The following is a 19,649-nucleotide window of genomic DNA, read 5'->3' on the forward strand; positions in this document are numbered from 1 at the left end:
CTTATCCGGGCTACCGTTCTGATGAAGCCCCGGCAGTGGGTTGCGCAGAACCGTAACCCTGCTAAGCGCAGCGCGAGCAGGGAAATCCCCGGATAGCGGCTTACGCCTTATCCGGGCTACCGTTTCCATACTCTGCTTACTATAAAAAAGCCGGCGCTCAGCGCCGGCTTTTCATTGACCGCTTACGCAATCAGGCATTGGTCGCCGGTTTTTGCTCGACGGATTTACTGTTCTCCAGCATACGGCGCACCGGCACAATCAGCACGCACAACACCGCAGCGCAGATCAGCAGCGCCGTCGAGCAGCGGGCGAACAGATCCGGCAGCATATCCAGCTGGTCGGCCTTCACGTGGCCGCCAATCAGCCCCGCCGCCAGGTTACCCAGCGCGCTGGCGCAGAACCACAGCCCCATCATCTGGCCGCGCATTCTTTCCGGCGCCAGTAGGGTCATAGTTGCCAGGCCTATCGGGCTCAGACACAGTTCGCCCAGCGTCAGCATCAGAATGCTGCCCACCAGCCACAGCGGCGATACGCCGGCGCCGCCGTTGCTCAGCACGTTCTGCGCCGCCAGCATCATCAGGCCGAAGCCCGCCGCCGCGCACAGAATCCCGATAACAAACTTGGTGATGCTGCTCGGGCGCACGTTTTTGCGCGCCATTGCCGGCCATGCCCAGCTAAATACCGGCGCCAGCAGGATGATAAACAGGGCGTTAATCGACTGGAACCACACCGCCGGGATTTCGAAATCGCCAATCATGCGGTTGGTGTAGTCGTTCGCAAACAGGTTAAAGGAGGTCGGTTTCTGTTCGAAGGCTGACCAGAAGAAGGCGGCGGAAACCAGCAGAATAAAGCAGACCAGCAGACGCGCGCGCTCTTTACGGTTAAGTCCCGCAAAAACGAACAGGTAGATGAAATAGAGCACCACCGACGCGGCAATCACGTACACCAGCATGCTGGCGACCGCCACCGGGTTAATGACTATCACCCCCTGAGCAATCAGCGTAATCACCACCGCCACGCCGACCGCCAGCGCCAGCAGCCAGGCGCCAACGCCGTTTTTCTTCGCGACGGGACTATTCCAGGTAGAGTCGAGACCCACTTCGCTGTCGTAGCGTTTCATTGCCGGGACCGCGAAAAGGCGGAAAATCACCAGCGCCACCAGCATACCGATACCACCGATGCCGAAGCCCCAGTGCCAGCCGTGGGATTTAATCAGCCAGCCGGAAATCAGCGGCGCGATAAACGACCCCATATTGATACCCATATAGAACAGCGAGAAACCGCCATCGCGACGGCTATCGCCTTTCTTATACAGCGTACCGACCATCACCGAGATGCAGGTTTTAAACAGGCCGGAACCGAGCACGATAAACATCAGCCCGATAAAGAACAGGTTGTTGCCCATAAACGCTGACAGCGCAATCGACAGATGGCCCAGCGCGATCAGAATCGAGCCGTACCACACCGCTTTCTGCTGGCCAAGCCAGTTGTCCGCCAACCAGCCGCCCGGCAGCGCAGCCAGGTACATGGCGCCCGCGAAGATGCCGACGATGGCCGACGCGTTCTCACGGGCTAAGCCCATACCGCCGTCATAGACGGTGGCCGCCATGAACAGGATTAATAACGGGCGAATGCCATAAAACGAGAATCGCTCCCACATTTCGGTGAAGAACAGCGATCCCAGAGGGTAAGGGTGACCAAAGAAGGTCCGGCTTTCATTTTTGTTAACAGAGGAATGCATAACTTCTCCCAATAAGGCGATCTTAGCGCTTAGTCATGCCGAAAAGCGTATTGACCATTTTTTCTACCTGCCTATAGTTCACACAGGCGTTAATTTTATTTAACCATTTGATAACCAGATGGTGGTTTTGTCTAGCCCCTGGGCGATATCTTTTAGATGAAAACTCGACCAGGCTCTCTTTTCCCAGATTTTATGTTGGCAACAAAGGGATAATGATTGACAGCATTTTTTTCGTACTACAGGAACCTCTTAATCCTTAATAAACATAATGTTAAGAGGATAGAAGTCAGAAAGTCCCGAGTATACGACATAATTCCGTCATATGGCTGAAATAACGCAATGATTAACCGGTCATTATTCTTTTTAACCACATTGCAACACAATATATTTACACAAAGGCAACAAACCAGTGAATAATGTTGGATAAGATCAAAATACCAGCCATTGATATCATAATGAGAGGCTATTAGTGATCGGCGTCACAGATTAAGTCTAAGCCGGATATAGAATATGCCATACCTTCAGTCAATCATTTGAAAGGTGTATATCATGGAAAACAATAACAGGATGATGCCACACATAAGGCGGACAACGCATATTATGATGTTTGCTCACCGTAACAGCTTCGATTTTCATTTCTTTAATGCCCGGTAGTCTTCCGACTACGGGCGCTTCAGCATACAGGTCTTCCTGCATCTTTTGTTGTTAATACAGGCACTCGCCTGTAGCTAACCGCGCTCGCCCTAATAAATCCTGCTATTTACCAGCCACCGGACTGGTAGGGTTTATTGCATCTCAAAAGGTACTCTACTGATATTTATTATATCAGCGGCAGACTATTACCTTTTGTCCGGCGTAATCAATTTCTCATTCGAGAAATTGAGGGCCTGCTATTATCTGAAAATAAAGAGATAACAATGACTGATTTAAAAATTGCCGTTAGCCGTACATGTCCAAACTGTTTTTCTACCCAGCGTAATATTGTCAATACTAGCGAAACCAACTTTATTGATGTGGCCGCGGTAGTATTAACCCTGGAAGATATCGAATGCGGTAAACTCGATGAGTTAAAGGCCACCGGCTATAACATCCCGGTATTTATCGCTATTAATAAAGAAGAGGTTGTCCCGGCCGAATATATGGCTTCGGTGCAGGGGGTATTTGAACACGACGAAACCCGCAACGACTTCTACGGCCGCCAGCTGGAAGCCGCTGCGCATAAATATGAAACCGAGCTGCGTCCGCCATTTTTTAGCGCGCTGGTCGATTACGTCAAACAGGGCAACAGCGCTTTTGACTGTCCGGGGCATCAGGGCGGCGAATTCTTCCGTCGTCACCCGGCCGGTAATCAGTTCGTCGAGTATTTCGGCGAGACGCTGTTCCGCTCCGACCTGTGCAACGCCGACGTCGCCATGGGCGACCTGCTGATCCACGAAGGGGCGCCATGCATTGCCCAGCAGCATGCGGCAAAAGTCTTTAATGCCGATAAGACCTATTTCGTGCTCAACGGCACCTCCTCTTCTAATAAAGTGGTGCTCAACGCGCTGCTGACCCCGGGCGACCTGGTACTGTTCGACCGTAACAACCATAAATCCAACCACCACGGCGCGCTGCTGCAGGCCGGGGCGACACCGGTCTATCTGGAAACCGCGCGTAACCCGTACGGTTTTATCGGCGGTATCGACGCCCACTGTTTCGAAGAACGCTATCTGCGCGAGCTGGTTGGGGAAGTGGCGCCGAATCGGAAACAGGATGCCCGTCCGTTCCGCCTGGCGGTGATCCAGTTAGGTACCTACGACGGCACCATTTATAACGCTCGTCAGGTAGTCGATAAAATTGGTCATCTGTGCGATTACATCCTGTTTGACTCCGCGTGGGTCGGCTATGAACAGTTCATTCCGATGATGGCTGATTGTTCGCCACTGCTGCTGGAGCTGAACGAAAACGATCCGGGCATTCTGGTGACCCAGTCGGTGCACAAACAGCAGGCCGGTTTCTCCCAGACCTCGCAAATCCATAAAAAAGACAGCCATATCAAAGGGCAACAGCGCTATGTTCCGCATAAACGTCTGAATAACGCCTTTATGATGCACGCCTCCACCAGCCCGTTCTATCCGCTGTTTGCCGCGCTGGATATCAACGCCAAAATGCATGAAGGCGAGAGCGGCCGCAACATGTGGATGGACTGCGTAATGAACGGCATCAAGGCGCGTAAGCTGATCCTTGAAAGCTGTAAGCACATCCGTCCGTTTGTGCCAAAAATGGTCGATGGTAAACCATGGCAGTCATATGAAACCGCGCAAATCGCCGTTGACCTGCGCTTCTTCGAGTTTGGCCCAGGAGAACGCTGGCACGCCTTTGACGGTTATGCCGAGCATCAGTACTTCGTCGATCCGTGCAAACTTCTGCTGACCACCCCGGGGATCAATACCGCCAGCGGCGAATATGACGCCTTCGGCGTACCGGCCACCATTCTCGCCAACTTCCTGCGTGAAAACGGCGTGGTACCGGAAAAATGCGACCTTAACTCCATTCTGTTCCTGCTGACCCCGGCGGAGGATATGGCCAAACTGCAGCAGCTGGTCGCCCTGCTGGCGCGCTTCGATAAGCTGCTCGACGCCGATGCGCCGCTGCAGGAGGTTCTGCCGTCTATCTACAGCCAGCACAAAGAGCGTTATGCCGGTTATACCCTGCGCCAGCTGTGTCAGGAAATGCATGATCTGTATGCCCGTCACAACGTTAAACAGCTGCAAAAAGAGATGTTCCGTAAAGATCACTTCCCGCGCGTGGTGATGAACCCGCAAGAGGCTAACTACGCCTATCTGCGCGGCCAGGTCGATCTGGTGCCGCTGCCGCAAGCCGAAGGCCGCGTGGCCGCTGAAGGCGCCCTGCCTTACCCGCCGGGAGTGCTGTGTGTAGTTCCGGGCGAAGTCTGGGGCGGCGCGGTGCTGCAGTACTTCACCGCACTGGAAGAAGGGATCAACCTGCTGCCGGGCTTCGCGCCGGAACTGCAGGGGGTTTATATCCAGGAGCACGATGGCCGTAAACAGGTCTGGTGCTATGTCATCGCGGAAAGCGAGAAACAAAGCGCGCTGCTGAAAGGGGAAACTGTATGAGCAAATCCAGTAACAAGATGGGAGTGGTACAGCTCACCATCTTAACCATGGTCAACATGATGGGCTCCGGCATCATCATGCTGCCCACCAAGCTGGCGGAGGTGGGGACTATCTCCATCATCTCCTGGCTGGTGACGGCGGTAGGATCGATGGCGCTGGCGTGGGCCTTCGCCAAATGCGGGATGTTTAGCCGTAAATCAGGCGGGATGGGCGGTTACGCCGAGTACGCGTTCGGCAAGTCTGGCAACTTTATGGCCAACTATACCTACGGCGTCTCGCTGCTGATCGCCAACGTCGCTATCGCTATCTCCGCGGTGGGTTACGGCACCGAGCTGTTCGGCGCCACCCTGTCGCCGGTGCAGATTGGCCTGGCGACTATCGGGGTGCTGTGGATCTGTACCGTAGCCAACTTCGGCGGCGCGCGCATTACCGGCCAGATCAGTAGCATCACCGTATGGGGGGTAATCATTCCGGTTGTCGGCCTGTGCGTCATCGGCTGGTTCTGGTTTAGCCCGACGATGTACGTCGAGTCCTGGAACCCTCACCACGTACCGTTCTTCGGCGCCGTTGGTTCGTCAATCGCCATGACGCTGTGGGCCTTCCTCGGTCTGGAATCCGCTTGCGCCAACACCGATGTGGTCGAAAACCCGGAACGTAACGTGCCGATCGCCGTACTCGGCGGTACCCTCGGCGCGGCGGTTATCTATATCGTTTCGACCAACGTCATCGCCGGGATCGTGCCGAACATGGACCTGGCTAACTCCACGGCGCCGTTTGGCCTGGCGTTTGCCCAGATGTTCACGCCTGGCGTAGGTAAAGTGATTATGGGGCTGATGGTGATGTCCTGCTGCGGTTCGCTGCTCGGCTGGCAGTTCACCATCGCGCAGGTCTTTAAATCATCGTCTGACGAAGGTTACTTCCCGAAAATCTTCTCCCGCGTCTCGGCTTCCGGCGCGCCGATTCAGGGGATGCTGACCATCGTTATCCTGCAAACCGGCTTGTCGCTGATGACCATTAGCCCGTCGTTGAGCAACCAGTTCAACGTGCTGGTTAACCTGGCGGTGGTGACTAACATCATCCCGTACATTCTGTCGATGGCGGCGCTGGCGATTATCCAGAAAATGGCCAATGTGGAACCGGGCAAAGCGCGATCCACCAACGTGATTGCCTTTATCGGCGCGGTATACAGCTTCTATGCGCTGTACTCCTCCGGCGAAGAGGCGATGCTCTACGGCGCGATCGTGACCTTTATGGGCTGGACGCTGTACGGCCTGGTATCACCGCGTTTTGAGATGAAAAACAAACACAGCTAATGCTGAAGCCGGCGGCGCGTCTGTCGCCGCCGGCGCTATCCGTGGCCGCTATTTGATATAGGAATCCAGCACCTTCAGCACCACGTCCAAATCCTCTTCACGTTTCACTTCATCGCCTTCATGAACGATATGTTCCGTCAGATGGCCCTTGATCACTTCACGCATTAGCCCGTTTACCGCTCCGCGAATAGCGGCAATTTGCTGCAGCACGGCGGCGCATTCGTGCGGCTCATCCAGCATCTTTTTCAGCGCGCTCACCTGCCCCTCAATCTTGCTGGCTCTGGCCTGCAGCTTCTTTTTATCCCGAATCGTATGCGACACGTTAACCTCACTGGCGAACTCAATGCCTCAATTATAGGTTTGTAATCTACTGGGGGGTAGTATCTTATACTGGGGGGGAGTAGAATCCCGTTCACCAACGACAACCAACTCTCTTCTTATGAACGAATTCTTACCTTTACTTCAGCAGGGCAATGCCTGGTTTTTCATTCCCAGCGCCATTCTGTTAGGCGCGCTACATGGCCTGGAACCGGGCCATTCAAAGACCATGATGGCGGCGTTCATCATCGCCATTAAAGGCACGGTACGTCAGGCGGTGATGCTGGGCCTCGCCGCGACGATTTCACATACCGCCATCGTCTGGCTGATCGCCTTTGGCGGCATGTATTTTAGCCAGAAATTTACCGCCGAAGCGGCTGAACCCTGGCTGCAGCTGGTTTCCGCGTTCATCATTCTCGGTACCGCAATATGGATGTTCTGGCGCACCTGGCGCGGTGAACGTAACTGGCTGCAGGCCATGCAGGATCGGGATGCGCATCATCATGATGATGAAACCCAGATCGTCGACACTGGCCACGGTCAAATCGCCCTTTCCATCTTCGAAGAAGGAGAACCGCCGCGCTGGCGCATACGCACGCTAAGTGGCAACCGATGGGCCGCTGGCGATGTCTCACTGGCGACACGGCGCAGCGGGAGCAGCTTCGCGCAGATGTTCTCTTTTGTTGATAAAGGCGATTATTTAGAATCCGCGCAGACCATCCCAGAACCGCATGACTTTAACGTACGCCTGACGCTCGGCCACCAGCGCCATACCCACGATTATGATCTGGCGTTTCATGAACATCAACATCATGAACTGGACGGCCTTGAGGAAGGAAGTCAGGCCTATCAGGACGCCCACGAGCGGGCCCATGCGAACGATATTCAACGTCGCTTCGACGGCCGGGAGGTCACCAACTGGCAGATCTTACTGTTCGGCCTGACCGGCGGATTGATCCCCTGCCCGGCGGCGATCACCGTACTGCTTATCTGCATCCAGCTCAAAGCCCTGACCTTAGGTGCGACGCTGGTCCTCTCTTTCAGCATCGGCCTGGCGCTGACGCTGGTCACCGTCGGCGTTGGCGCGGCGGTAAGCGTTCGCCAGGTGGCCAAACGCTGGAGTGGTTTTAACACGCTCGCCCGTCGGGCCCCCTACTTTTCCAGCGTGCTAATCGGGGCGGTGGGGATCTATATGGCGATCCACGGCTATCTCGGCGTGAGAGGTTAATTTGAGATGAATTCAGCGCCGCGTGAGGATGCGCGGCCTGACATTTCTGGGGAAGGTTAGCAGCCCTTCAACATGCTACAGTTGGCGCTGGATGTATTTACTTCAGGAATGACTTGATGTCCGAGTTCCAGCGCCCACAGCTGACGTTGCCCAACGGAGCCGATAAACTGCTGCTCCACTCCTGCTGCGCCCCCTGCTCCGGGGAAGTGATGGAGGCGATTCAGGCTTCCGGTATCGACTACACCATTTTCTTCTATAACCCCAACATTCATCCGCAGAAAGAGTATGAAATCCGCAAGGAAGAGAATATTCGTTTTGCGCACAAACACGGTGTACCGTTTATCGATGCCGATTATGACACCGATAACTGGTTCGCGCGTGCCAGGGGGATGGAATGGGAACCCGAGCGCGGCGTGCGCTGCACGATGTGCTTTGATATGCGCTTCGAACGCACCGCGCTCTATGCCTACGAGCACGGCTTTAGCGTTATCAGCAGTTCGCTGGGAATTTCACGCTGGAAGAACATGCAGCAAATCAACAACTGCGGCGAGCGCGCCGCCGGGCATTATCCAGGCATGGTCTACTGGGATTATAACTGGCGTAAACAGGGCGGATCCTCGCGGATGATCGATATCAGCAAGCGCGAGCGCTTTTACCAGCAGGAGTACTGCGGCTGCGTCTACTCGCTGCGCGATAGCAATCTGCACCGTAAATCCCAGGGCCGACCGCTAATTAAGATCGGCAAGCTCTATTATGGCGATGAAGGTGAATAGCTGAAGAAAAGGGAATGATGTGGATAAATAACGGGCCAGCAAAGGTCCGTTGTTTAATAACTTCACATAAATTTCATACTCTATTTCCTGGCACAATCTTACGGATGAGATAGTTCAACCCCAAGGTCACAATCATCATCAACGTCAGCAAAACCCACAAGAAAGAGGGGTCGGCATCCCCATCGGCAAAACCCAAACCGGTGCTGTTCAAGAAATCGTTGCTAGTCCGGGATAAATAATCTAACAGCCCACCCAACGGGAAGAGAACGATGAAAAAAGAAGTTAATAAACAGAAAAATCTTATGCGCATTTCATTTCCTGGCGATCAATTAAGGTTAGTAATATAATCACTTTCCGCACCGAGTTAATCTAATAGCTGTACATAATGACAGCGCGCTCTTAAAGTCAATATCCAGACTACGATATCGTCACGCATTGAATACTCAAATAGTAACTAACGCAGAAGTATGAACAATCATCGACGCCCGAAATATTTACCTGATGAGTGTTGCAATTTTGTTTGCTGGCGGGAGACCCGATTTAGTAAGTAAAATGCGATTGTTTTAGTAAACATAACCGTATTGAGGCATTTGATGCCGATCGCGATAAAAAACACCGCTAAAATAGCACCGATGAGATCGCCCGCATCATTACCTCCCCCCATAATGAAAGTAATAACAGTGAATAATAAAAATGCTATTGCAATGATTCCTGTCCCAGTAATGACACATAAAAGAGATTTCAGACCTATCAATCGGCCTCGTGCAGTAAGAAACGCCGGAATACAAATCAATATGCTATATAACCCCCCCGTGGGGAAAACTGCAGCCAGTATAGCATAATCAGGCCATCCATTAAGTCTGAAAATAATTTCCCACACGGTAATTTGCGGCATAATAAAGCAAAAAACAGCAAATAGTATTCCGCCCACCATTGGAATACTGAGCGTATGTCCCCCGACTCTTGCTCCTACATATTCGGTCAATCGTTGCTTAACCATCTCAAGTTGTCGGGGACTCATTGACGCAAGATTTTTTTCCACATCAATATTTAACACAAGGCTGTTTTTTATATGCTCAATCATTATGCCAACCAGATTTTATGTTAATGAAAAGGATTGTATTATCCCTATCACATATTGTCCTGTTTTTTTTAGATTGTGTGGATTTCTAACAGTTCCGGAAATGCCGCTCCCGGCAAATGCTGATGAATTAACAATCACTTGCATCAACTCCCTTTGTAGAGTTCGTTGTAATACTTCAGATGGAAATCGTTTAGGATAATGCCCCATTTCTATAGCAGCTTTTATACCAGAGTTAGATATTCCCGGATTTTCATTACGAATGATTTCATAAGTAAGCCGCTTACGCTCAACCCTACTTAGGCCTCTTAGCCATGATAAAGCTTCTGCTGAAGATATTTTTTTCATCGTTTTCCACACTTCGATAGATTTCGCTAACCCAGCCCCGGCACCTGCAAGAGAAATGATATCAAGGATGGTAGTCGTAGTAAGATACCAATCCTGCGAATCAAGCCATGCTAAACGCTCTTCCCTACCTCTGCTTATTGTCCATAACCTTCCCGCACCGATAAAACATTGCCCAACGGTAGCTACGCCGCTGGCAGCAATAACTCCGGCTACCAGCACCGATGCTCCTGCCGTAAGGGGAAGTATCGCCGTTCCAGTAAGCACAAGGGCTAATGTGATTGCAGCCGCTCCGCATGAAAGTGCCGTTGATGTAATTTCGGTGGCCAGTGATGGTGCCTGAAGTGTCTTAACAATAGCTTTTGTGGAACTTTCTTGTGAGATATCGCAAACCTTTGTGACAATAACATGACTTGCTATGCTTTGGACCGAATTGGCAATCCGCCGGGAAGGTCTTACCAACCATTGGCTCACACCATTAGAATAAATAATACCAACTCGATTGAAATTCCGCGAACAGTCCAATTGTTTTGCTAGATCATGAAAATTAAAATCAACTGGACCTGGCCCTCCCCATGTTGCTGGTCTATCAAAAGGAGAGATATTGTGGAGGCCATCATGGCCAAAATAATATTCAACCATTGCATAAATCCTTTTTTAGCTTTAACTTACCCCCAAGAAAATGGTGGCATAAAATCCAACAAAACCAATACCACACCTACTAAATTTAGCCCACCAATAAACATGACTATTACCAACCTCTTCAATATGTTATTAATTGAAGTATTAAAAAGCCCCCACTCTTTAAAGTAAATATCTATACTATTACAGAGCACTATCTTGAGAAGTTAAATGGTAACCAACTCCTGAGTTGTGAACAATCTTAGCGCACCTAAATGTTTTCCTAAAAACTCCCAAAAACCAAGGCATATTACATAAAGACGTAACAAAACTCAGATGAGGCTTGCTTATTTTTCCTCTCAGTAAATTAGTGCCATGCGTCCATTAAACCAATATCTCTGGAATTATTACTCGAATCACTAACACTTTTAAGCAATACGCCATAATCCGTCCTATTTCCGCTAAGGATTATGGCGTTTGCGCTGATTAAAGAACCATATTCACCGGCGGTACCGCGCTTTTATCGATCTGTTTACTTAAGGCCTCCAGCGCGGACTGATACGGGCATAACGTGCCCACGCTGGTCTGCTGGCAATCAGGCTGACGCCACTCCTGTTGCAACATCGGGTGCTGTTGATCCGGCATCTGCAGGCGTCGCAGGTCGTCCAGGCTTTGCGCCTGGAAATAGACGCGCAGATAACGTTCGCCATTTTTGCTGTTGCGCCAGCGCTCTATCACCAGACTGCTGCCCGGCGGAATATTGCCCCGGCTGTAACCGGGCAGTTGCCAACTAAAATTCATCAGCGTGCGCACCATGGCGATATTGGTGTCATGAGCCACCAGCAGCAGCCAGCGTACGTTCGGCGTGGCGTCCGCTTTCACTCCGTCCAGCATCGCGTTGAGCAGCACCGAGCCGCGCTTTTGCGCGGTGTACAGCACGTCATTGCTGAGATCGTAGTTTTCCGTTAACAGCGGCAGAATGGCTGTGATCTGGCTGGCGCGGGTAATCTTCCCCCACGCCAATTGGCTTAAGGGCAGGTTTTCACTCCAGCCCAGACGCAGCGTTTCAACCATATTGGCCATCACGCTCAACCCGCTTATGGTGGTTTTACCGCTTTGGTTTTGCTCCACCTGCCATGGCTTATCAAAAATGGGGCACGGTTTATCCTGTTGGCAAACCGCGGCTTTTAATAACTGGATCATCGGCGCCAGCGCCTGCCGACGCTTAGCCAGATCGCCGGCTTTCGCCTTCACTGCCGCCAACTGGCGGACGGGGTCGGTTTGCGTCGCGCTAAACTTGTCGGTCTGGAACAGCGGGTCGGCATCGCCGCTGACATAATGAATCGCCACGCCGCAGCCGGGAAATGCTCCATCCACCAGCGCCTGAGCAGTTGCCCGGGTACGCTGTAGCGGGCTGGCGCGAACATAAATATCTTCCGCGCTGGGACATTGCCCCTGCAGCAGGCCAAGCTGGCGATAATGCTGCCCCTCCGCACGCCCTTTATTGGCGACCGCAGCGTAGCCATGTCCGGTCAGCTCCCCATCGTGGGTGGTCCATTCGGTCCATGGACGCTGGGTCGCGGCTTCAATGGCTTCACGATTGCCGGGCGTTGGCGGACGAATGCCGTGGCGGCTTAACTCCACCACTTTTTCCAGTTGCCAGTTCGCCGCGGCGGCGGATTGCATCGCCAGCAGCGGCAGCGCACAGGCGATAAACAGGCACAAAAGGCCCTGATGTCTTGCAGGCATCATAAAATCTTCCTTATCGATTAATCGGTTATGAGGAGAATGAAGTCTGCCGTTCGACGGCATGGCGTCGGGCGACAATGGCGGCGGTGGTAAAACAGAGTAACGCGGAACCCAATCCGGTGCCTATCCAGAACAACGCCAGCGTGCTGAAATCATAAAGCGTATTCCCGTTTTCGAGGATCGCGGTTTTATCGATAATGATCCCGGTCAGAAATTCGCCCAACCCCGCCCCGGCATAGCTGGCAATACCAATGGTTCCCAGCGCTGCCCCCGCCGCTTTGCGTGAAGAGATATCGACGGCGATCAATCCTCCAAGGAAACAGGTTAACGCGCCGATGGTCGCGCCGAAGACGATCATCGCCAGGATGTCGGTGTAGTAATTATGCGGCGACCAGAGCATTAAGGCGAAACCCGCGGTGTTCAGCAGGCTGATAAACCCGGCCATGACGCTGCGATTGCGCGGGAAAAAGCGGTCAGAGAGCATGCCGGCGATGATGGTCCCGGCGATACCGGCGATCGCGTTAACGCCGATGATGCCTGAAGCCTCAAGGGTGGAATAGGCTTTATCCTGCTCCAGAAAGAAGATCCCCCACGAGTTCACCGCATAACGGTCGATATACATAAATGCCGATGCCAGCGCCAGCGTCCACAGCGCCGGGTTACGCAATGCCAGCAGTTGGTTTTTGAACACCGATCCCCGCGCTTCAGTCTCTTCCTGCGGTTCATCACGAATCACGTTAATGGAGGGAAAGCCGCTGCTCTGTGGCGAATCGCGCATAAACAGCAGCAACAGCACCACGCCAGCGGCGCCGAGCGCAGCCGTGGAGAGGTAACCCATTTGCCAGCCAAAACCCGCGATCACCGCGGCGATCACCATGTAGGTCATGGCCTCGCCGATGTTATGCGCCGTCGACCAGATGGCGTAAAACGTTCCCCGCTCTTTAAAGCCGTACCAGCGCGCCAGCGAAACCGCACAAGGACCGACGCCCATCGACTGCGCCCAGCCGTTGATCCCCCAAAAGATAGCCAGCAGCATGGCGTTGGTGGTCATGCCCATCAGCAGGTTCATCCCGGCGCTGAGCAATAGCCCAAGGCTCATGTAGCGCACCACGTTGGCATGATCGGCGATAAAACCGTTGACCAGTTTGCCGATGGCGTAGCTAAAGAATAGCGTCGAGCCAATCATTCCCAGCTCCGTTGGGGTAATGCCTAATTCCACCAACGCGCTTTTCGCCACGGTGAACGATAAGCGGCAGACGTAGAACGTCACGTAGGCCAGGGTCATAGCAATAAACGTTTGCCAACGTACCCGGCGAAAACGTTTTTCATCAAACGCGGCGCCCGCTTGCGGCGGCGACGCCCGGAAAAAATGAATAATTCCAGACATAATAGTTTCTCCGACGGTCGGAGGCTTGACTGATTGATGTGCTTCGTCCGTGAGGGTCGTTATCGTTACTGTGTAGGGTACATAATCAGAAACAGCCCGAACCTGTAAGGGTTAATGTAATGGTTGAAGAATCATATTTTTGAGTTGGGGATACAGCGTTTGGCTGGCCAGCAGGAGGGGGTTACCATGGCGAATCCCCTCTTGCGCCAGAAAGTCGTTGGCGATGCCCCCCGCTTCGCGCATCAACACCAGACCGGGTAAGGCATCCCACGGGTTCATGTGCGGTTCGTAGTAGCCAATCAGGCGCCCGGCGGCCGCCCATGCGCTCATCAACGCGCCGGAGCCATTGCGGATGAACATGCCGCCATCGCTGAGCAGCGCGTCAAGAAAAGGCAGGAATTGCGCCGGCGTCACCCGATGCGACGTTCCGACGCCCATCACCCCTTCTTTGACCGTTGCTGCGGGATGTGGGCGAATTGGCGTCTCATTGAGCCAGGCGCCATGGCCCCGTAGCGCGTGGAACAGCTCACGATGGTTGGGATCGTAGACGACGCCAACCACCGGCTCGCCGTCAACGACGATCGCCAGCGACAAGCACCAGGTATGCAGCCCATTCAAAAAACAGCTGGTGCCATCAATGGGATCAACCACCCATAGCACCCTGGCGTCCGGCATCTGCGTACCGCTCTCTTCGCCGAGAAAACCATCCTCCGCAAACGCATCAGTAATGCGCTGCTTAACAAAGGCTTCTACGCGTTTATCGGCCACGCTCACCACGTCCTGAAGGTCATTGCCCTTATGCTCTACCGCCAGCGCCTCGCGCTGCTGATAGTATTCGAAAGCCAGCTCGGCACCCGCTTTCGCCAGCTCGCAGGCCAGGCGATAGCGGGTCTGTAGCGCAGAGGAATCCAGTGATGTCATCATTTACTCCTTTTGCACACGTGTGCAATTTTATTTAAAAAAGCCCCGAAGAGCGCAGTGAGTGTGGATGGATTTTAGCGATAATTCTGTGATCGATTCATCATAAAATGAATTTTTCATTTAGCGCTATTACGAATTATTAATTTCACAGCGACTTCACGGTGACGTGAAGGTTGATTGAATTTGGCGATCCGGCTAACCAGCATCTCCACCGCGTGATAAGCCAACAGCGTGGTGTCCTGCTGGATAGTGGTAAGTTGATAAGGCTGCCACTCCGCCTGGGGAATATCGTCGAAGCCAATAATTGCCGGCAGGACGGCTGCTGGATTATCCGCTCGTAGCCCATCCATCGCCCCAATCGCCAGCATATCGGTGGCGCAAAACAGCGCCTGCAATCCTGGCCTTTCCGCGGCGAGCCGGCGAGCGGCCGCAAAACCGGACTGATAACCGCCCGTTTCGCAGAAATGCGCCGTGACAGCCAGCCCGCTGACATGGTGAATAAACCCCTCGTAGCGCTGCCGGGTGCTGAAATTGTCACGATTTTCGCCAATAAAACCGACGTCCCGGCACTGGCCTGCGTGCAACAGCTCAGCGGCCAGTTTCCCGCCGAGCGCGTTATCGCTGCTGACGCGGTCGCAGCCGGGAAGTTCAGCATGACGGTTGATAAGCGTAACGGGAATTTTTCGCGCAAGATATTCCTCAGCCAGCTCCAGCGGTGGCGCGCCGGAGGTGATAATGACGCCAGCGACGTGATAGCTGAGAAGATGTTTTAGCGAAGGAGCTAACTGCTGCGGATCATCGGCGTTCATCAACAATGGCATAAATCCATGCAGCGCCAGCTGGTGGATCAGCGGCGCCAGCAGCTTACTGCGAAAAGGGTTATCGAACCCTGAAGTGATGATGCCGATAAAGTTGCTGCTGCCGGTGTTCATCGTACGGGCGATGATATTGACCTGGTAGCCCAGAGCTTCCGCGGCGGCCTGCACTTTGGCGCGGGTTTTCGGCGAGACCGAGGCCCCAGGCGTGAAAGCGCGGGAGACGGCTGAACGGGAAACGCCGGCAAGTTTCGCCACGTCTTCTGCTTTAATCCATTTTTTATCGTTCATCGCTTTGATTTTTCAGTGAAATTAATAACCTATCGATGTATCGTTCAACTCATTACTCTCGTCACGCTGAGGAATGTTAGCAGGGACGTTAACATTGATTCTTCCATCATACCTACTGGGGTAGAGGTACTTCAATGCGCGTTCTGTCGCCTGGTCGCACTCCCCCAGCCGCCGTGACCGGGAAATTGATTTCAGATGATTTTTTCCATGCAAAAGATACCTGCACGTCGTCGTTTCAAAGAGGACTCGATCTTTTTAATACTCCATGTTTTACTCTTTCTGGAGTGTCGCTCATTAAAATAGCCGTATCGATTAATACCGTTATTATTCTCTAGCACAAAAGGACTGCTTAATGAAACGTTATGCCTTATCCGGCGTACTATTGCTCACCGCATTTTCATCCCAGGCTACGGAAAAAGAAAACAATCATTCGATAAATGAATACTCATTGCGCATTGATACAAATAATGCATTATGTATTGCTCACGCCAATGATATTGAAGCCTTATCTAACTATTATCAAAAAGAACCGATTATGGCGAGCATCAATGTCGCCCCTTTTCTTGAAAATGGACAAAATACTTTAAAACTTTATTTCGCCAGCTTGACTGTGTTAACAGGGGATGAAAATTTTCCTGCCGACGCTCGTTGCCAGGGTTCGGTATCCCTGGTCAAAAACAATGACCGTCGCAATAAAACTAAACTCGCTGAGTTAATTGCATCAGTTGATGACAAACTGCAACCCACAGGCAAGTTATCCGTGGCGTATCAGGGAAACACAGATATTTCCGCCGTTTCTGAAGGACCGTTAAACAATACTATTCTGTATCAGGTCAGCCGCGAGTTTATAGTCAAGGGATTGCCGGAATGGACCTGGACAAAGGCCACGCCATTTCAAGCCACAGAGGAAAATATTAAGAAACTGCGCGCGGCGTATACGGAAATGTGGCATCTCCTGAATAATAAAGAGAGCCAAAAAATCAAGGAAAAATACGAAATTGCTTCTCAGGAACAGGATCTGGCAAACGATTTGCCTCCCGGCACATGGTATCAATCTCTGGCAGTCAAGAAAAACATGGAGAAAAGCCACGGTGCTATTCCTATCAATTGGGATGAATATGAGTTAAAAATTCTTAACCATGGTCGACTTGTGCAGTATGAAGATCGCGGAATTTCCCCCTTGAGTCTGAAAGATAAAGACGGCGAACTTCTTATGAGCTTTACTCCTTATTTTTCTTTGATCAACGGCCAGATGATAATTACGCGCTAAGCCAGGGTTTCGATATGTAGTGGTCAAATAATATTGGCCACGGTTTTACAGTAAAAATGGTACCTGTTCTCAGACTCTTCCTGTGTCAACCCACCGTTATAATAGTGAGGTCTGACGCTGTTGTAGAAGTTCAATATATAACCATTAATTTGCTGTCAGGCTTGGTCCTTGCCTGCGTATCCATTCACCGGTACCCATTCTGTTTTCAGACTGCGGAAGACGCGTTCTATGGGACTATTATCCCAGCAGTTTCCCGGCCGATTCGCTCCGTAAAGAACCAATCTATATCAAGAGATTGAACTGTTCTGCATCCCCCCGTTCAATAAATGTCGGGGGGATTGAGCAGGAAGAGCGCCTGTAGCAACATTCCCAACAATATTCAGTCAGTGCTGAAAATCGTGAGCATTGGAAATATGGATTGCCCAACACGTAATTTTAGCGCCCCCACCTCTCAATCATAGCGCCAATCTCAGTCGCCAGGTGAGGATAAGTTCTTTTTAAGAATCTCGATATCGTAACGAAAGTATAAATTTTTCGTGATATTTTTTCTTTTTTTCAAACACCATTTATAGTGAACTGTATGTCTCTTTGTAGGTTTATTTACTATAAAAACAAATTCATTATAAACCTAACAATGACACATCCCCCCTATATTCTCACGATATTAAACGTGTTGCGTGCGATATATCACGCGTGACGTGAAATAAAACTTAACGATGGAAACGTCTATGTCAAAACTGGATTTCCGATCCAAAAATACCTGGCGCGCGCTGGCGTCGATCGCGGTCATCGTCGGGGCAACGGCAGCGGCATTCGCCTGGACCTCAGGTTGGCTGGGTTCGCGAACCACCAGCCAGTCATTAGTCCCCGATCCAGACAAGCCGTTTCCTGCCGGGTTTCGCCGGGCACACGGCAAAGGGATCTGTTTTAGCGGGACGTTCGAGCCAGCCGCTCCAGCCGTTTCTTATTCCACCGCGCGGCTCTTTTCACAGTCGGAAACCCCCGTTGTCGGGCGATTCTCCATTGGCGCAGGTAATCCACACGCGGCTGATAATTCAACGAAAACCCTGAGCATGGCGCTGCTACTGAAAACGGACGATAAACAGCAGTGGCGCATGGCAATGAACAACGAGCCCTACTTCGCCACCCGGAACCCGGAGGGCTTTCTTGCCATGAAGAAGGCCACCGCCGTCGACCCGGCCACCGGTAAGCCCGATCCGCAGCGTCTCGCGGTATTTTTACAGGACTACCCGGAAGCCGGTAAATATTTACAGTGGGCGGTGCAAAAGCCAGCGCCAGGCGGCTTTGCCGGGGCGACATTTTATAGTATTAACGCTTTCTATCTCGTGAACGCCGACAGCCAGCGCCAGCCCGTACGCTGGATGATGCGGCCACACGATCCATTTGTCTCTATCGCTGATGAACAGCGACAGAAAGCCGACCATAACTTCCTGTTCGAACAATTACAGCAGCGACTTTCTCAGCATCCTATTTACTGGGATTTGGTATTGCAACTCGCCCAAGCTGGCGACGCGGTGGATGACCCTTCGCAGCCATGGCCAAACGATCGCCAGCAGGTCGTCGCCGGTACGCTCAAAGTCACCCAACTCGTCGCCCAAGCCGAAGGCGCCTGCCGTGACGTTAACTTTGATCCCTCCATCGTGCCTGCTGGAGTAGAGGTCTCTAACGATCCCGTCTTAAATGCGCGCTCTGGCGCCTATTCGCATTCCTGGAGCCGTCGCGAACGGGAAATTGGCTATGGCAAAGCAACCGAAGCCGTGCAAAAAACGGAGGTTAAATGAACTCTAATCATCACAAGCAAGCGCGCGCGCCGCAGCATTTCAACCCTCTGGCGAGATATCTGCATTGGCTGATGGCAATCATGATCCTGACCATGCTGTTCATCGGCGCCGCTATGATGACTTCATTACACCATCGCATTTGGTTGGTGGATGTACATCGGCCATTGGGGATCGCTATTTTGCTGCTGGCGCTCATCCGCCTGGCCAACCGGTTTTATAGCCGGCAGCCACCTCTTCCTGCGGAGCTCTCACGCTGGCAGGTACTAGCGGCAAAAGCGTCACACTGGGCGCTATACGCGCTGATGCTGGCAATGCCATTGCTTGGCTGGGCGCAACTGTCGGCAGCGGGCGTTCCGATTGTTATGTTTGAAGGACTTAACCTTCCGGCCATTACCCCGACCAGCCCGCTGCTTTTTGCCTGGTTTCACGATGCCCATCGCCTGCTAGCTAAACTGCTCTTTGCGGTGGTGTTGCTACATCTTTCTGCGGCATTAGTGCACGCATGGATATTCCGCGACGGCGTGTTTGCCAGCATGGCGAAAAGTACCAGCCGGTCCAGTAAACCACCTGTAGAGCGGTGAAACTTACTAATTAGGTTCGTTGAAGTAAAAATAAGGGGCTTTTGCCCCTTATTTTTTGCATCCAAAAAAATCAGCAGCCACTCACTGTAGCGCTCGCCTATAAAAATTAGCCCTCCCGTTATTTATTACACAATCACCACTAACCTTGATGATTAAATAAAAAAGGGGACGGAGTGAATTACCTAATCACTGTTTAAAAAATATACCGAAATTAATATGTATTAGCTCACATCATTTTCAAAAAATGATGTAGATCATATTCCCACCCCTGCCCTGTGAAAAAATGCGTTTAATAAC

At 52.1% G+C, this 19,649-nt stretch carries 16 protein-coding genes and 1 pseudogene; 8 read left to right on the plus strand and 9 right to left on the minus strand.

Annotated elements, in window-relative coordinates:
- Window positions 1-190 precede the first annotated feature (190 nt).
- A complete protein-coding gene (locus ABLU78_RS14865) occupies window positions 191-1,741 on the minus strand; it encodes a peptide MFS transporter (protein ID WP_015369856.1) in 1,551 nt (516 codons plus the stop codon).
- Window positions 1,742-2,290: 549 nt separating this feature from the next.
- On the opposite strand from ABLU78_RS14865, the gene speFL reads away from it, so the two are divergent.
- The 3 genes from speFL to potE all read left to right on the plus strand — a co-directional run bounded on the left by speFL (window position 2,291) and on the right by potE (window position 6,170).
- On the plus strand, window positions 2,291-2,395 hold the full coding sequence (speFL, locus tag ABLU78_RS14870) for a leader peptide SpeFL (RefSeq protein WP_006819052.1): 105 nt from the start codon (window positions 2,291-2,293) through the stop codon (window positions 2,393-2,395).
- A gap of 263 nt (window positions 2,396-2,658) precedes the next feature.
- Complete coding sequence (gene speF / locus ABLU78_RS14875) at window positions 2,659-4,857, plus strand: ornithine decarboxylase SpeF (RefSeq protein ID WP_015369855.1); 2,199 nt, start codon at window positions 2,659-2,661, stop codon at window positions 4,855-4,857.
- Window positions 4,854-6,170 (plus strand): putrescine-ornithine antiporter, encoded by a 1,317-nt coding sequence (gene potE / locus ABLU78_RS14880; protein ID WP_015369854.1) that lies wholly within the window; start codon window positions 4,854-4,856, stop codon window positions 6,168-6,170. Before speF ends, potE begins: the two co-directional genes overlap by 4 nt.
- A 48-nt stretch (window positions 6,171-6,218) precedes the next feature.
- On the opposite strand, the gene rcnR is transcribed toward potE, so the two are convergent.
- A complete protein-coding gene (gene rcnR, locus ABLU78_RS14885) occupies window positions 6,219-6,491 on the minus strand; it encodes a Ni(II)/Co(II)-binding transcriptional repressor RcnR (protein ID WP_015369853.1) in 273 nt (90 codons plus the stop codon).
- A 118-nt stretch (window positions 6,492-6,609) separates the two neighbouring features.
- On the opposite strand from rcnR, the gene ABLU78_RS14890 reads away from it, so the two are divergent.
- Entirely contained in the window at window positions 6,610-7,716 is a 1,107-nt protein-coding gene (locus tag ABLU78_RS14890; protein ID WP_348820604.1) for a nickel/cobalt efflux protein RcnA, read from the plus strand.
- Between the two features lie 116 nt (window positions 7,717-7,832).
- Window positions 7,833-8,489 (plus strand): epoxyqueuosine reductase QueH, encoded by a 657-nt coding sequence (locus tag ABLU78_RS14895; RefSeq protein ID WP_048229427.1) that lies wholly within the window; start codon window positions 7,833-7,835, stop codon window positions 8,487-8,489.
- A gap of 475 nt (window positions 8,490-8,964) precedes the next feature.
- Here ABLU78_RS14895 and ABLU78_RS14900 read toward each other — a convergent pair whose 3' ends face one another.
- The 6 genes from ABLU78_RS14900 to ABLU78_RS14925 form a co-directional block, all read right to left on the minus strand.
- Window positions 8,965-9,573, minus strand: a complete 609-nt coding sequence (locus ABLU78_RS14900; RefSeq protein WP_020078000.1) for a hypothetical protein — start codon at window positions 9,571-9,573, stop codon at window positions 8,965-8,967.
- A 15-nt stretch (window positions 9,574-9,588) separates the two neighbouring features.
- Window positions 9,589-10,557 carry a hypothetical protein gene (locus tag ABLU78_RS14905; protein ID WP_072060206.1) on the minus strand — a complete coding sequence of 323 codons (969 nt, stop codon included), beginning with the start codon at window positions 10,555-10,557 and terminating at the stop codon, window positions 9,589-9,591.
- 465 nt (window positions 10,558-11,022) lie between these two features.
- Window positions 11,023-12,288: a histidine-type phosphatase gene (locus tag ABLU78_RS14910; RefSeq protein WP_048229430.1), complete on the minus strand. Its 1,266-nt coding sequence runs from the start codon at window positions 12,286-12,288 to the stop codon at window positions 11,023-11,025.
- Between the two features lie 25 nt (window positions 12,289-12,313).
- Entirely contained in the window at window positions 12,314-13,672 is a 1,359-nt protein-coding gene (locus ABLU78_RS14915) for an MFS transporter (protein ID WP_048229432.1), read from the minus strand.
- A 111-nt stretch (window positions 13,673-13,783) separates the two neighbouring features.
- Entirely contained in the window at window positions 13,784-14,593 is an 810-nt protein-coding gene (locus tag ABLU78_RS14920; protein WP_045414393.1) for an inositol monophosphatase, read from the minus strand.
- 116 nt (window positions 14,594-14,709) lie between these two features.
- Window positions 14,710-15,666 (minus strand): LacI family DNA-binding transcriptional regulator, encoded by a 957-nt coding sequence (locus ABLU78_RS14925; protein WP_162184320.1) that lies wholly within the window; start codon window positions 15,664-15,666, stop codon window positions 14,710-14,712.
- 385 nt (window positions 15,667-16,051) lie between these two features.
- Here ABLU78_RS14925 and ABLU78_RS14930 point away from each other — a divergent pair, with 385 nt between their 5' ends.
- Window positions 16,052-16,969, plus strand: a complete 918-nt coding sequence (locus ABLU78_RS14930) for a hypothetical protein (protein ID WP_048229434.1) — start codon at window positions 16,052-16,054, stop codon at window positions 16,967-16,969.
- A 23-nt stretch (window positions 16,970-16,992) separates the two neighbouring features.
- Here ABLU78_RS14930 and ABLU78_RS14935 read toward each other — a convergent pair.
- Window positions 16,993-17,232 (minus strand): annotated as a pseudogene (locus ABLU78_RS14935) (integrase core domain-containing protein); the annotation flags it as partial.
- Between the two features lie 465 nt (window positions 17,233-17,697).
- Between ABLU78_RS14935 and ABLU78_RS14940 the strand changes: the two are divergent.
- Window positions 17,698-18,771, plus strand: coding sequence for a catalase family peroxidase (locus ABLU78_RS14940; protein WP_048229436.1), 1,074 nt, complete (start codon window positions 17,698-17,700; stop codon window positions 18,769-18,771).
- Window positions 18,768-19,352, plus strand: a complete 585-nt coding sequence (locus tag ABLU78_RS14945) for a cytochrome b/b6 domain-containing protein (RefSeq protein WP_032715772.1) — start codon at window positions 18,768-18,770, stop codon at window positions 19,350-19,352. Before ABLU78_RS14940 ends, ABLU78_RS14945 begins: the two co-directional genes overlap by 4 nt.
- Window positions 19,353-19,649: the final 297 nt, after the last annotated feature.

Origin of the sequence: Klebsiella sp. JN_Kp122, assembly GCF_040062085.1 — a bacterium.
Lineage (GTDB): Bacteria > Pseudomonadota > Gammaproteobacteria > Enterobacterales > Enterobacteriaceae > Klebsiella > Klebsiella aerogenes.